The 14,606-nt window shown below is 64.4% G+C and carries 13 protein-coding genes; 11 read left to right on the top strand and 2 right to left on the bottom strand.

All coding sequences use genetic code 11. The features are described from left to right. Positions 1-40: 40 nt before the first annotated feature. From U0004_RS07450 to U0004_RS07400, 11 genes are all read left to right on the top strand, one after another. Entirely contained in the window at positions 41-913 is an 873-nt protein-coding gene (locus U0004_RS07450) for a glucosamine kinase nucleotide-binding domain-containing protein (RefSeq protein WP_070257510.1), read from the top strand. A 2-nt stretch (positions 914-915) separates the two neighbouring features. Continuing rightward, positions 916-1,650, top strand: coding sequence for a GntR family transcriptional regulator (locus tag U0004_RS07445; protein WP_052140116.1), 735 nt, complete (start codon positions 916-918; stop codon positions 1,648-1,650). Continuing rightward, positions 1,647-2,759 (top strand): N-acetylglucosamine-6-phosphate deacetylase, encoded by a 1,113-nt coding sequence (gene nagA, locus U0004_RS07440; protein WP_034781839.1) that lies wholly within the window; start codon positions 1,647-1,649, stop codon positions 2,757-2,759. Before U0004_RS07445 ends, nagA begins: the two co-directional genes overlap by 4 nt. Then, entirely contained in the window at positions 2,749-3,762 is a 1,014-nt protein-coding gene (locus U0004_RS07435; RefSeq protein ID WP_070257509.1) for an SIS domain-containing protein, read from the top strand. The genes nagA and U0004_RS07435 overlap by 11 nt, the downstream gene beginning before the upstream one ends. A gap of 131 nt (positions 3,763-3,893) precedes the next feature. Continuing rightward, positions 3,894-5,153: an ABC transporter substrate-binding protein gene (locus U0004_RS07430; protein ID WP_070257508.1), complete on the top strand. Its 1,260-nt coding sequence runs from the start codon at positions 3,894-3,896 to the stop codon at positions 5,151-5,153. A gap of 7 nt (positions 5,154-5,160) precedes the next feature. Beyond that, complete coding sequence (locus U0004_RS07425; protein WP_034781832.1) at positions 5,161-6,030, top strand: carbohydrate ABC transporter permease; 870 nt, start codon at positions 5,161-5,163, stop codon at positions 6,028-6,030. 12 nt (positions 6,031-6,042) lie between these two features. Continuing rightward, entirely contained in the window at positions 6,043-6,879 is an 837-nt protein-coding gene (locus U0004_RS07420; protein ID WP_070257507.1) for a carbohydrate ABC transporter permease, read from the top strand. A 26-nt stretch (positions 6,880-6,905) separates the two neighbouring features. After that, positions 6,906-8,234 carry an MFS transporter gene (locus U0004_RS07415; protein WP_052140085.1) on the top strand — a complete coding sequence of 443 codons (1,329 nt, stop codon included), beginning with the start codon at positions 6,906-6,908 and terminating at the stop codon, positions 8,232-8,234. Between the two features lie 14 nt (positions 8,235-8,248). After that, positions 8,249-9,382, top strand: a complete 1,134-nt coding sequence (locus U0004_RS07410; RefSeq protein ID WP_070257506.1) for an ABC transporter ATP-binding protein — start codon at positions 8,249-8,251, stop codon at positions 9,380-9,382. A 159-nt stretch (positions 9,383-9,541) separates the two neighbouring features. After that, complete coding sequence (locus tag U0004_RS07405) at positions 9,542-10,849, top strand: tetratricopeptide repeat protein (protein ID WP_070257505.1); 1,308 nt, start codon at positions 9,542-9,544, stop codon at positions 10,847-10,849. A gap of 81 nt (positions 10,850-10,930) precedes the next feature. Continuing rightward, positions 10,931-12,133 (top strand): DUF5009 domain-containing protein, encoded by a 1,203-nt coding sequence (locus tag U0004_RS07400; protein ID WP_070257504.1) that lies wholly within the window; start codon positions 10,931-10,933, stop codon positions 12,131-12,133. Here the strand turns inward: U0004_RS07400 and U0004_RS07395 are convergent. Together U0004_RS07395 and U0004_RS07390 are read right to left on the bottom strand one after the other, a co-directional pair. Continuing rightward, positions 12,130-13,242, bottom strand: coding sequence for an acyltransferase family protein (locus U0004_RS07395; protein ID WP_070257503.1), 1,113 nt, complete (start codon positions 13,240-13,242; stop codon positions 12,130-12,132). The two genes, U0004_RS07400 and U0004_RS07395, sit on opposite strands and share 4 nt — an antisense overlap. Next, positions 13,239-14,552 (bottom strand): glycoside hydrolase family 18 protein, encoded by a 1,314-nt coding sequence (locus tag U0004_RS07390; protein ID WP_115057428.1) that lies wholly within the window; start codon positions 14,550-14,552, stop codon positions 13,239-13,241. The genes U0004_RS07395 and U0004_RS07390 overlap by 4 nt, the downstream gene beginning before the upstream one ends. Positions 14,553-14,606: the final 54 nt, after the last annotated feature.

Raw genomic sequence — 14,606 nt, 5'->3', positions numbered from 1 at the left:
CCGAGACAGGCGCATTCAACCAAACGCGGGACTGCACAACATGATCGAATACATAATCGGCGTCGACGGCGGGGGCAGCGGAACCCGCGTACGCCTGGCGCGCCTCGATGGCCAGGAACTGGCGCAGGGACAAAGCGGCCCTTCCGGCCTGGGACTGGGCATCGAACGGGCCTGGACATCCGTGGCGCATGCCGTCACCCTGGCCTTCCGCGCCGCCGGCCTGGAACAGCCGCCGCTGCAGCGCATGGCCATCGGCCTGGGCCTGGCCGGCGTGCACAACAAGCAGTGGGCCGCCAGCTTCGTCGAACACAATCCCGGCTATGCCTTTGTGGCACTCGAATCCGATGCACTGACCACCCTGCTGGGCGCGCACGCGGGCCAGCCGGGCGCCATCGTTGCCATCGGCACGGGCAGCGTGGGCGAAGTGCTGCACGCGGACGGCAGCCGCCATGAAGTGGGCGGCTGGGGCTTCCCCTCGGGCGACGAGGCGGGCGGCGCCTGGATCGGCATGCGCGCCATCAACCACGCGCAGCAGGTGGTCGACGGGCGCGTGCCCGGCAGCGCCTTCGCCACGGCCATCATCGATGCCTGCGGCGGCCAGCGCGACGCCATGCAGGTGTGGCTGGCCGCCGCCAGCCAGACCAATTTCGCGCAACTGGCGCGGCTGGTGCTCGAACACGCGGCCAGCAATGCGGTGGCGCGCACCATCCTGATGGATGCGGGGCAGCAGATCGCCCTCATCGCCAGGGCGCTCGATCCGGCTGGCACCTTGCCCGTGGCCCTGTGCGGCGGCCTGGCGGCGCCCTTGTCGAGCTACCTGCCGGCGGACTTATTGCAACTGGTCGTGCCGGCACAGGGCGACTCGGCCGCAGGCGGCCTGCGCCTGATACGCAAGTACTTGCAGGAGCAATGACCATGCTGGCCAAACTGTCCGCCTTCAAACCCAATCCGGCCAGCGACACGCCGCTCTACATGCAGCTGGCGAACATGCTGTCGGACGGCATCGCCAGCGGCGACTGGCGCGCCAACCAGGCATTGCCTTCCGAGCGCGTGCTGTCGGACATCCTGGAAATTTCGCGCGTCACGGCGCGCAAGGCCATCGACATGCTGTGCGACCGGGGCATGCTGACGCGCAAGCGCGGCTCGGGCACCTACATCACGCCCAAGCTGGAACAGCCGCTGTCGCGCCTGACGAGCTTTTCGGAAGAGTTGCGCCAACGGGGGTTTACCGCCGGCTCGCGCTGGCTGCAGCGCGATATCGGCTCGGCCGCGCCGCTGGAGCTGCTGTCGCTGGGATTGTCGCCGCACATGCCGGTGGCGCGCTTGCGCCGCCTGCGCACGGCCGACGAAGTGGTGATGGCGATCGAAACGACCACCATCCCCGCGCTCTACATGCCGGACCCGCAACAGGTGACCGATTCGCTGTACGGCTACCTGGAGTCGCGCGGCACCATCCCGATGCGCGCGCTGCAGCATATCCGCGCCGTCAACGCCACGGCGGAACAGGCCAAGCTGGCCAATATCAAGACGGGTGAAGCCATGCTGCACATCACCCGTGTCAGTTATCTCGACAACGGCGCAGCGGTGGAACTGACCCACTCGTATTGCCGCAGTGATTATTATGAATTCGTAGCGGAGTCGCGCAGATGAGCAGCACTATCAAAGGCAATATCCTTACCCCCGGCGGCTGGATCCACGGCGCCATCGCCTTCGGCGAGCGCGTCGACAGCATCACGGGCGAATCCCTTCACCCGTCGGGCAACAGCGACGACTATATTTTGCCGGGCTTTATCGACCTGCACGTGCACGGCGGCGCCGGCAAGGACATCATGGAAGGCGGCGAAGCCGTCTACACCATCGCGGCCATCCATGCGCGCCACGGCACCACCAGCCTGCTGGCCACCACCATGACGGCGCCGCCGGAAGATATCGACATGGCCCTGACGGCCATCGGCATCGCCGCCAACCACCGCCGCCCGAACACGGCGCGCGTGCTTGGTGCCCACCTGGAAGGCCCGTACATCAATTCCGGCAAGCTGGGGGCGCAGCCGAACTATGCGCGCGCCGCCAACCTGGCCGAAATCGAACGCCTGCAAACCCTGGCCAAGCTGCGCGTCATCACCGTCGCGCCGGAAATCGCCGGCCACCTGGACCTGGTGCGCGCCCTGGCCGATGCCGGCGTGCGCGTGCAGATCGGCCACACGCTCGGTTCCTATGAAGACGGCGTGGCCGCGCTGGAACACGGCGCCATGGGTTTCACGCATCTGTTCAACGCCATGAGCGGCCTGCACCACCGCGAGCCTGGCATGGTCGGCGCCGCCCTGGCGCACGCCGAATACGCCGAACTGATCCCCGACCTGCTGCACGTGCATCCGGGCGCCATCAAGGTGGCCCTGCGCGCCATCCCGCGCCTGTACTGCGTCACCGATTCGACCGCCGCCACCGGCATGCCGGACGGCGAATACATGCTGGGCCGCCACGCCGTGCAGAAATGCATGGGCGGCGTGCGTCTGCCCGACGGCACGCTGGCGGGCAGCACCCTGACCCTGGACCAGGCGCTGCGCAACCTGGTGGGACTGGGACTGGACCTGGCCGATGCGTCCAAGCGCGTGTCGACCAACGCCGCCGATTACCTGGGCCTGGAAGAACGCGGCCGGCTGGCCCCCGGTACTTACGCCGATCTGGTGGTACTCGATCGCGATCTCAAACTCAAAGCTGTGTATATAGAAGGAGAAATCTGTGACCTCAATGATGCTTAAAGAAGCCATTTCCGCCGCCGAATGCGTCGCCCTGCAACTGGCCAGCGACACGGAACGCTACGCGGAACTGGGCCGCAAATTGAGGAGCACCTCGTTCTCGACCGCGCTGACCATCGCGCGCGGCAGCTCGGACCACGCCTGCAACTACGTCGCCTACCTGATCATGGCGCGCCTGGGCCGTGTCGTCGCGTCCCTGCCGATGTCACTGGTGACCCTGAACAAGTCACCGCTGGTGACGCGCGACACCCTGGCCATCTCGATCTCGCAATCGGGCCAGAGCCCTGACGTGGTCGAGCCGATCCGCTACTTCCGCGACGGCGGCGCCACCACCGTAGCCCTGGTCAACGATATCGAGTCGCCGCTGGCGCACGCCGCCGAATGGGCCATGCCCCTGCGCGCCGGCAAGGAACAAAGCGTTGCCGCGACGAAGAGCTTCATCACCAGCCTGGTCGCCGGCGCGCGCATGGTGGCCCAGTGGCAGAACGACCCTGAACTGCAGGCGGGCCTGGAAGCGCTGCCTGAAGCGCTGCTCGAAGCGACCCGCATCGACTGGTCGCCCGCCATCGACGTGCTGGCTCCGGCCCGCAACATCATGGTCGTGGGACGCGGCATCAGCTTCCCCGTGGCGCTGGAAGCGGCGCTGAAATTCAAGGAAACCTCGGCCCTGCAGGCGGAAGCCTTCAGCGGCGCCGAAATCAAGCACGGCCCGATGGCCCTGATCGAAGACGGTTACCCGCTGCTGATTTTCGCCACGCGCGGCCCGACGCAAGCCGGCCTGCTGCAGCTGGCAACGGAGATGCGCGGCCGTGGCGCCAAGGTCTTGCTGGCGGCGCCAAGCGATGTGGCCGAGCGCGACCTGACCCTGCCCGTGGCGGCCACGCCGGACCTCGATCCGATCGTCGCCATCCAGTCCTTCTACGTGATGGCGGCGAAACTGTCGGCCGCGCGCGGCATGGACCCGGATGCGCCGCGTCACCTGAGCAAGGTCACGAAAACCAATTAAGCAGTACCCGGCAACCCGCCCCCGGCACGGGGCGCGGCTGCCGGCAGAAGCACCCGAATATAAGCGACGGCAAGGGCATGTACCCGCGCCGCGGACTCATGGACATTGGAGCGCCACGCTCCAGGATAAAAATGACGATCAAGAGACTGTTGGCGGTTGTTGCCTGCGCGGGCCTGCTCGCGCCGCAGGCATGTGCTGCCGAGAAAATCGAATTCTGGACCTTCAGCATGAAGCCCAAGTTCACGCCGTATTTCAATGCGGTGGTGGCGCGCTATGAGGCGCAGAATCCCGACGTCAAGATCGAATGGATCGACTTCCCGTGGGACGTCATCCAGACCAAGCTGGTCACGCGCATCGTGGCCGGCACGCCGCCCGCGCTGGTCAGCCTGAACGTGCCCTGGGCCGACGAATTTGCGCGCGACGGCTTGCTCACGCCCGTCGATGGCCTGATCGCGCCAGCGCGCGCCAGCTACATTCCCAGCGCCCTGGACGACTTGCGCTTCAAGGGCGCCACCTACGGCTTCCCCATGTACAGCAATGTCGCGGTGATCGCCTTCAATACCGCCATTTTCAGGCAGGCGGGCCTCACGCGCGGCCCCGCCAGCCTCGATGAACAACTGGCGTACGCGCGGCAGATCGCGCAACGCACGGGCAAGGCCGGCATCGCGCCCGCCCTTTCGAAGATCGATGGCCTGTTCATGCAGCAGGGCCTGGCCGTCATCACCGGGAACCGCGCCGTCTTCAATTCGCCGCAGCACGTGGCGCTGGTGCAGAAACTGGCCGACACCTATAAAGTGGGCGGCCTGCTGAAGGAAAGCCTGTTCGCCGAAGACAATTTCCCCGCCGTGATCGACGCCTACAAGGGCGGCCGCCTGGGCATGCTGCTGGCGCCGCCCACGGCCATGCAGCGCATCCGCGGCGATGCGAAAGACATCTACGCCATCACCGACGTGGCGCCCGCGCCGCTGGGTCCGACCGGCATCGCCGACGGCGGCTGGCTGGTACACTTCGCCATTCCGAAAGGCGTGCCGGCGCGCCAGCTGCCATCGGTCGGCAAGTTCGCGCGCTTCCTGACGAACGACGAGAACCAGCTGGCCTTCGCCAAGCAGGCCAGCGTCTTCCCCACCACGGTGAAAGCGGCGGCCGACCCGTTCTTTCTCGCCACGCCGCAGAACGCGGGTGCGGCCGAAAAGGCGGTGGCCGCCGGCGCCCTGTCGATGGGCCACTCGCGCACCCTGTACGTGGCCGGCATCGACGACTACGACGAGTTGCGCCGCTCGCTGGTGAAAGCCGTCGAGGCGGGCGTGACGGGCAAGCAGGATGTGAAGCAGGCGCTGGACCAGGCCGTCGCCATCTGGAACCGCAAGCTGGCCACCCTGCCGCGCCACTGAGGACGCCATGAAACTTACCCACCGCCATACCGTGCAAGCCTGGCTTTTCCTCACCCCCGCCCTGCTGCTGCTGGCCGCCTTTTCATTCTGGCCCGTCGGCTACGGTTCCGTGCTGGCCTTCACCGACTACAGCCTGATACGCGAGACGCGCTTCGTCGGCCTCGATAACTTCCGCTACATCTTCAATAACGAGATGTTCGTCTCGGGCCTGAAAAACTCGCTGATGTTCTTGCTGATGGTGCCCTTCGTGCAGGTGGGCGCCATCGTGCTGGCCGTGCTGGTCAACAACCGCCTGCCCGGCATCCGCCTGTTCCGCGCCGCCTTCTACGTGCCCGTGGTGACCACCGTTTCCGTGGTCGGCATCATGTGGGGCTTCATGTTCCACGAACAGGGCGCGCTGAACTACGTGATGATGACCTTGAAGCTGGTGAACGCGCCCGTGGGCTGGCTGTCGAACGACAGCCTGGCCCTGTTTGCCGTGATGTTCGTCACCCTGTGGCGCGGCCTGGGCTGGTACATGGTGATGTATCTGGCGGCCCTGCAATCGATCCCGTCGGACATGCAGGAAGCAGCCATGCTCGATGGCGCCAACCGCTGGCAGCGCTTCTGGAAGATCACCGTGCCGATGCTGCGCCCCACCATCATGCTGTGCTCCATCCTGTCCGTGCTGGCGGCCCTGAAGGCTTACCAGGAAGTCGATGTGCTGACCCAGGGCGGCCCGATGAATTCCACCTTCACGGCGCTGTACTACGCGTATGACCAGGGCCTCAAGCACTTGAAACTGCCGCGCGCGCTGGCGGCCAGCTTCGTCGTCTCGCTGTTCTGCATCGGCATCGCCCTGCTGTGTCTGCGCTACCTCAAACCGAAGCACCGCTGACAGGGAATTACCATGAAAACCCGTTCCCGCTCCCTGAAAACGCGCCTGCACATACTGGGCCACTATGCCGTGCTGTGCGCGATCGCCGTCGTCTGCGTCTTCCCCTTCTGGTGGACCCTGGTGACGGCCATTTCCACGGAAGGCAATATCTTCGCCTTCCCGCCCACCTTCTGGCCGAAGGCGCCGTCCTTCGACAACTTCATCGAAGTGTTCAATGCGATCCCGATCTGGTCGTTCTTCAAGAACTCCGTGCTGATCGCCGTGTTTACCGTATTCTGGAAACTGCTGCTGTGTTCACTGGCCGCGTATCCGCTGGCGCGCCTGAAATTCCGTGGCCGCAAGCTCGTGTTCGGCCTGATCCTCGCCACCCTGGTGCTGCCGTCCGAGGTCAACTTCCTCGTCAACTTCATCACCATCACGCAAATGAGCCTGGTCGATACCTACACAGGCGTGATCCTGCCCAACGTGGTGACGGCCGTGGCCATCTTGCTGCTCAAGCAGGCGTTCGAGGAAGTGCCGCAAGACCTGATCGACGCGGCGCGTGTCGATGGCGCTACCGAGTGGGTGATCTTCAGCCGCATCATGCTGCCGCTGATTACGCCATGGCTGGCCACCGTCGGCATCCTGACGGCCGTCGAATCGTGGAATGAATACATCTGGCCCTCCATCGTCATGAGCAAACCCGATGAATTCCCCCTGTCGGTGGGCGTGCTGTACTTGCGCGGCACCTTCGGCAGCAGCACGCGCGTGATCGCCGCCGGCACCCTGATCACCATCGTGCCGACCCTGCTCGCCTTCCTGTTTACCCAACGCTTCTTCATGCGCGGCATGGACGGCGCAGTCAAATGAAAACGTCTCTCGATAAGGAAGCCCCCATGCACGACCAGCGCATCAGCATCAGCAAAAAAGTCCGCAGCCCGATTTCCTGGGTGCCCACCTTGTACTTCGCCCAGGGCTTGCCGTTCTACGCCGTGGCCCTGGTGGCCGGCCTGATGTTCAAGAGCATGGGCGTGCCGAACGACCAGATCGCCCGCTGGACGGGCCTGATCGGCTTTGCCTGGGTCTTCAAGTCGCTGTGGAGCCCCTTCCTGGAACTGGCGTCGAGCAAGAAGACCATGGTGGTGCTGTTCCAGTTCGCCGGTGGCCTGAGCCTGGGCCTGATCGCGCTGGCCCTGCAAACGCCGCTGTGGTTCGCCGCCTGCATCGCCGTGCTGTTCGTCGCCGCGCTGGCCTCGTCCACGCACGACATCGTCTGCGACGGCCTGTATATCGCCAGCCTGTCGGACAAGCAGCAGGCGGCCTACGCGGGCTGGCAAGGCGCCTTCTTCAACGCGGGCAAGTTCATCTCGCTGGGCGGCCTGGTGATCCTGGCCGGCTACCTGGAGAAAAAAATCGGCATCAAGCCCGCCTGGTCGGTGATCTTCCTGATCATCGGTGCCATGATGCTGTCGCTGGCCGCGTACCACCTGTGGGCGCTGCCGCAGGTGCGCAATGCGGCCGTGGCCGACAAGAGCGTGGCCGGCATCAGCCGCACCCTGTGGGACGTGCTGGTGGACTTCCTGAAAAAGCCCGGCATCTGGGGCATGATCGCCTTCATCATCCTGTTCCGCGCCGGCGAGGCGCAAGTGCAGACCATCGGCCCGCTGTTCCTGCGCGAAGCACGCGAACTGGGCGGCCTGGGCCTGTCGACGACGGAAGTGGGCGCCGTGTACGGCACGGCCGGCACCGTGGCATTCCTGCTGGGCAGCATCGGCGGCGGCTACTTCACTTCGTGGCTGGGCCTGAAGCGCGCCATGTTCTTCCTGATCCTGGCCATGAACTTGCCGAACCTGGTGTTCTATTACCTGAGCCACAGCATGCCGACCGACCTGACCCTGATCACGGCCGCGCTCAGCGTGGAGATGTTCGGCTATGGCTTCGGCTTCGTCGGCCTGATCCTGTTCATGATGCAGGTGGTCTCCGTGGGCAAGTACCAGACGGCCCACTATGCGTTCGCCACCGGCGTGATGCAGCTGGGCTTCGTGCTGTTCAAGATGATCAGCGGCGACATCCAGACGGCGCTCGGCTACAAGACGTTTTTCCTGTGGGTGCTGGTGTCGGCCGTGCCCGTATTGATCCTGTCGCGCTTCATGCGCATCGGCCCGAAGGATACCTCCGACCAGTCTGACGCCGGCGCCACGTCCGCGCCGGCCAGCGCAAGCTAGGAATCGCACAGTCCATGGCACACATCGCATTAAAGAATATCGTCAAGCTGTATGACGACAAGCACCCGGTCATCCACGGCATCGACCTCGATATCCGCGACGGCGAATTCGTCGTCTTCGTGGGACCGTCCGGCTGCGGAAAATCAACCCTGCTGCGCATGATCGCCGGGCTGGAAGACATCACGGATGGCGAGCTGCATATCGGCGGCAAGCTGGCCAACGATATCGCGCCGGCCGAGCGGGGCCTGGCCATGGTCTTCCAGAGCTACGCCCTGTATCCGCACATGACGGTGTACGAAAACATGGCCTTCACCCTCTCCCTGGCGGGACACAAGAAGGCCGAGGTGCGCGCCGCCGTCGAGCGCGCGGCCGACATCCTGCAGATCACGCCTTTGCTCAAGCGCAAACCGAAGGACCTGTCGGGCGGCCAGCGCCAGCGCGTGGCCATCGGCCGCGCCATCGTGCGCAAGCCACAGGTTTTCCTGTTCGACGAACCGCTGTCGAACCTCGACGCGTCGCTGCGCGTGCAGATGCGCGTGGAAATCTCGCGCCTGCACCAGGAACTGAAAACCACCATGATCTACGTCACGCACGACCAGGTCGAGGCGATGACCCTGGGCGAGCGCATCGTCGTCTTCAATGGCGGGCGCATCGAGCAGGTAGGCAGTCCGCACGCGCTGTATAACAATCCCGGCAACCTGTTCGTGGCCGGCTTCCTCGGCGCACCGAAGATGAACTTCATCGCTTGCACGGCCGTTGCCAGCGGCCCCGGCTCGGTGGCCGTGCGCCTGCCCGGCGGCGCCGTCATCGACGTCGAAGCGCAGGGCGGGAGCGTGGCGCCGGGCGACGGGCTGACCCTGGGCGTGCGCGCCGAGCATGTCAGCCTGCAGCACGGGGACAATGCGGACGGCAACGTAATCGACGCGGCCGTCAGCCATGTCGAATACCTGGGCGACGTGGCCATCGTCTACGCCAGCATGCCGGGCGTGGCCGAGATGCTGGCCGTCAAGCTGCCGGCCGAGGAAGGCTTGCGCCACGCGGGCGACGCCATGCGCCTGCACCTGCCAGCGCAGCGCTGCCTACTATTCGATGCCGCAGGGCAAGCCCTGGCACGCACGTTTGCCGCACCCGCTCAGCCGTTTATGTGACAATAGCCGTTTTGTATCATGCCGCTTCTGTTTGACCTATGCAGGCAGAACGGCAGAAATGTGTTTTTCGAGCTTCCTTGCCCCTCTGGCAATGCCACTGCACGATGTTGCGGTTGCCAGTGCAGGTGCGTATTTTTGTTATTGATTGAAGGATAACCCATGTCCCAATTCCGTCTTGCCCGTCTTAGCCTGCTCCTGGCCGCCATCGGCCTGAATGTCCTGCCATCCCTGTCGCACGCGCAGGATGCCAAGCCAGCCGCCGCCGCGGCTGCCGCTCCGGCCGAATCGGTGCGCCCTGAAGTGTTCAAGCTGCTCGATCCGACCGCCGTGAAGGCATCGATGGATGCCAAGAACTACGCCGACGTGCAAAGCCGCATCGACCAGGCTGCCGCCATTCCAGCCCTGACGCCGTATGAAACGTTCGTGCTGAACCGCCTGCGCGTGGCATTGGCATCGGCCACCAACAATGCGCCCATGGCCATGACGGCACTGGAAGCGGTGATCGAATCGGGCAAGCTGGAAAAGAACGTCAAGGGCGATTTCATCCAGGCGCTGGCCAACTACCACTACAACGCCAAGGATTACCCGAACGCCATCAAATGGTTCACCCGCTACCAGACGGAAACGGGCGATGTCGCCAGCGTACGCAAGTACATCGTGCGCGCCTATTACCTGGGCAATGACTTTGCGCGCGCAAAACAGGAATTGTTGGCCGATATCACGGCACAACAGCAAGCGGGCAAGACACCTAGCCTGGAAGAATTGCAATTGCTGGCCAACACGGGCTCGAAAAGCAAGGATCCGGCCACCTACCTGATCGCCATGGAAAACCTGGTGCGCTACTACCCGTCGGACGACTACTGGACCGACCTGCTGGGCCGTTTGCAGGGCAAGGCCGGCTATTCCGACCGCTTCGCGCTGGACGTGCTGCGCCTGCAATTCCAGGCCGTCGGCACCATGTCGCCGCAAGATTACAGCGACATGGCTGAAATCGCCTTGCAAAATGCCTTCCCGACGGAAGCGAAAAAAGTCCTCGACGCCGGCTTTGCCAAAGGCGTGCTGGGCACGGGCGCGAATGCCGCCAAGCACAAGAAACTGCGCGACCAGGCCAACAAGGCTGCCGCCGACGATGCGAAAAACATCGCCAGCGGCGAAGCGTCGGCCATGAAGAGCAAGGATGGCACGGGCTTGATCAACCTGGGCTACGCCTTCGTGACGATGGACCAGTTCGACAAAGGTATCGACCTGATCCAGAAAGGCATCGCCAAGGGCGGCCTGAAGCGTGCTGAAGACGCCAAGCTGCGCCTCGGCTATTCCTACGCCATGGCCGGCAAGAAAGATGACGCCATCAAGGTCCTGGAAACGGTCAAGGGCGGCGACGGCGTGGGCGACCTGGCCCGCTACTGGATCCTGTGGCTGAACCGTCCTGCCACGGCAGCGGCGGCACCGGCAGCAGCGGCACAGTAATTCCCGCTCCGTCCAGCATGCGCAAGGCAGTTCCCGGCTCAGGCCGGGGCTGCTTTTTTTTCGACCTTTTTTCATCCTTCCATGCCGCCAGCCACTATCGCCACCGCCACCGCCGCCGAACGATTGACCAGCCTGGACGCCTTTCGCGGCTTCGTGATCGTCACCATGATCTGGGTCAACTACCTGGCCGGCATGCCCGGCATTGCCTGGTGGCTCGAACATGCGGGTCCCCGCGCCGACGGCATCAGCATGCCGGACCTGGTCTTTCCCGGCTTTCTGTTCATGGTCGGCATGGCTATTCCGCTGGCCTTGCAGCGCCATTGCGGCCACGTCACGCCAGCCCTGCTGGGACGCCTGCTGTGGCGCTCCGCCAGCCTGATGCTGGCCGGCGTGGTGCTGGCGAACGCCTACCGCTACGATGCGCAGGCGGCGCTGCTGCCGCACGCCGTGTATTTCCTGCTGTTTTACGTGGCCATGATCCTGCTGTGGCGCCAGGGCGCGGGCAAGCTTGAGCTGGCTGCGGGCGGCGCCCTGATGCTGTTCCTGCTGGCGACGTTCCGCGGTGAATTGAATGCGGAATTTTCCAGCACCTGGCTGCAACCGTCCTGGTGGGGCATCCTCGGCATGATCGGCTGGTCTTACCTGCTGTGCAGCCTGCTGTACCTGGCATGCCAGGGCAGCGGCACGGCGCTGATGGGCGTGCTTTCCCTGCTGATCGCGCTGTACATGGGCGGCACGGCGGACAGCCTGGATTTCCTGCCGGCGGGTATCAACGGGTTTGTCAACGTGCCGCAAGTGCTCGGTTCGACGGCGGCCAATGTGCTGGCCGGTACCCTGGTGGGCCGGCTGTTCCTGCGTGGCGCGGCATTGAACCATGCCCAGAGGATACGTTTCATGGCGTGGTTCGCGCTGGGCCTGCTGGTGGCCGGCCTGCTGCTGCGGCCGTATCACCACATCAACAAGATCACGGCAACGGAATCCTACACGCTAGTGTGCAGCGCCATCATCCTGGCCCTGTTCCTCGTGTTTTATGTCGTCATCGACGTGTGGCGCTGGCGTGCCTGGGCGGTGGTGCTGTTGCCCGCCGGAACCAATGCCCTGTTCGCCTACATCGTGCCCGACCTGTGGCAGCAACTGGCAACCGTGCTGCACCTGCCGCACTTCTGGTGGCCGTATCTTGAAACGGGCGGCGCGGCCGGCCTGTGGAATGCCGCCGCCGTCACCGCCCTGATGCTGCTCTTCACGGCCCTGGCCACACGCCATGGCCTGAAGCTGAAGTTTTAGACCTTGATATAGATCTTGCGCTTGTCCATGCCGTAGGCGATCAGCCAGCACAGCAGCATGAAGCTGACGGCAAACAGCAAGGAGCCCACGCGCGCCGGCACCCAGCCCGTAAACCACTGCTGGTACAGCCACTGGTACAGGTTGTCACCACCGATGCGCACGGTAAACGCGATGATCACCAACACTTCCGACACCAGGTAGATGAACAGGGTGTTCTTGCCGAAGACTTCAAAGAAGTAGGTCCAGCCCGTCATTTGACGTACGTCAATGATGAACATCAGCAGCGCCAGCAGCAGCAAGTCCAGGCCGATGCCCAGCATCACGTAGGAGCTGGTCCACAGCTTCTTGTTGATCGGAAACACTTCATTCCAGCACAGGGCCACGGCCACACAAATGGCGCCGGCCACGGCCAGCTGATACAGGCTCGAGCGCAATTGCATCGGTGCCGCCTGGCGCAGGAAGCTGCCCGCCAGGTAGCCGGCAATCACATTGACGATAGCTGGCAAGGTGCCGAGGATCCCTTCCGGATCGAAGGCGATGCCTTCGCCGTGGTACAGGTGGCTGTCGCCCAGCAGGATCAGATCGAGCTTGGCCGGCGCGTTGCCGTGCAAGCTGTAGTCGCCCCAGGTCGCCAGGATGGCCCAGTAGCCAAGCAAGGCGCAGGCGCTGAAGACCAGCGCGCCCCGCGTCTTCCAGCAATGGAGGATCAGGGCGGCGGCCAGGTAGCACACGGCGATGCGCTGCAGCACGCCGGGGATGCGCGTGTGCGACAGGGGCGACCAGGCGAACTGGCCCGCATCGTCGAGCTTGAAGAAGGGAAACCAGTACAGCAGGAAGCCCAGTAAAAAGATCAGCGCGCTGCGCTTGCACAGCTTGGCCAGCACGGCGCCATGACCCAGGTTTTCATACTTGCCCAGCGCAAAGGCCAGCGCATTGCCGACGACAAACAAAAAGCTGGGAAAGACCAGGTCCGTCACGGTAAAACCATGCCATTCGGCATGCAGGAACGGCGCATACACGCTGCCCCAGTCGCCCGGCGTATTGACGACGATCATCAGGGCGACGGTCAGGCCGCGCAGGACGTCGAGGGCGAGGTAACGCTGGTTCATGGCTGCGCCCCCTTCAGAATAGGCGCCAGGGCCGTGCCCAGCACCTGCTGCGCATCGCCGCTCAATTCCCAGAACATGCCACCGCGCAAGCCCTTGTCGCGGATATAGCGCACTTTACGGGCCACCGATTGCGCATCTTCATAGCTGATGAAAACGCCGCTGTCGCGGTTATACAGATACGGCACTTGCGATGCAGCATTCCAATGGCGCTGGAAACCGCGCGCGCCCTTGCCATCGACCAGGTAACCCTGCTCGAGCAGATGCCGGTACGTGAATGTCGGCGTACCGTCATTGCCGCTGGCCGCGCCCTGGCAAGGCTGGTACAGGCCGTCACCGCGGGGACCGGCGGCGCACTGCTTCCAGCCATAGCCATAGAAGGGCACGCCCAGCACCAGCTTGGCGGCAGGCACGCCGGCGCGCAGGAAGCGCGTCACGGTGGCGTCCGCGTGCAGCCCCTTGTCGCGCTGCGGGTCGGCGGGATCCGCATACAGGGGTGCCAGCTGGCCATTCTCGGCATCCCACACGCCACGGTAGTCATACGTCATCAGGTTGATCCAGTCCAGCTGTGCCGCCAGGCGGACGATCCAGCCCGGCGCGGCGTCGCTGTCATCGGTCAGGCTGGCATGTGCGCCAGCGGCGATGGTGATCAGGTAATGGCGGCCGGCCGCCTGCTTGCCAGCCTGGTCGAAGGCGCTGCGCAATTCGGCAACCAGGCGCACATAGTTTTCCTTGTCGTCGCCGCGGTGGCAGACCTTGCCTTCGATGCAGGGAATTCCCCCCGTGGCCGGGTGCTCCCAGTCGATATCGACGCCATCGAGGCCATGCCGGCGCACCAGCTCCAGCGCGGAGGCGATGAATGCCCGGCGCGCGGCAGGCGTGGCGGCCACGTCCGAAAAGCGGTTCGACCAGATCCAGCCGCCCACCGACAGCAGGACGCGCAGCCGCGGATTGCTGTGTTTGAGAGCATTGAGTTTGCGCAAGTTGTCGGCATCGGTTTGCGGTGCCGACAGCACGATGCTTCCATTGGCCGGTCGGGACGGCTTGCCGTCCGCATCCAGGCAGGCGCTCACGCCGCCGCCATCGGGCGCGGGATTGCCATGTTCGCCATCCCAGCAGATGTCGGCGAACGCGTACTGGATCAGGCTGACATTGCCAGCGCGAATATTGTGCTCGTCAACGGGGAAATCGGCCGATTTCCAGCCGGGATAGTAAGCCACCACTTCCGGCGCAAAGGCCGGTGCGGCAGGCGCGGCGGAGGCGGCCAGTGGCAGCGCGCAGGCGAAGCAAGCCAGCATTGCGTGTAATGTCATCGGATGTATCCCACCATGTAAAGAAAACCATCTTGCAATAAAAAAATGGCGGAG

Origin of the sequence: Janthinobacterium lividum (genome assembly GCF_034424625.1) — a bacterium.
Taxonomy (GTDB): Bacteria; Pseudomonadota; Gammaproteobacteria; order Burkholderiales; family Burkholderiaceae_D; genus Janthinobacterium; species Janthinobacterium lividum.
Note: the sequence above shows the minus strand (reverse complement) of the source record. Positions and strands in the feature narration are given on the sequence as shown.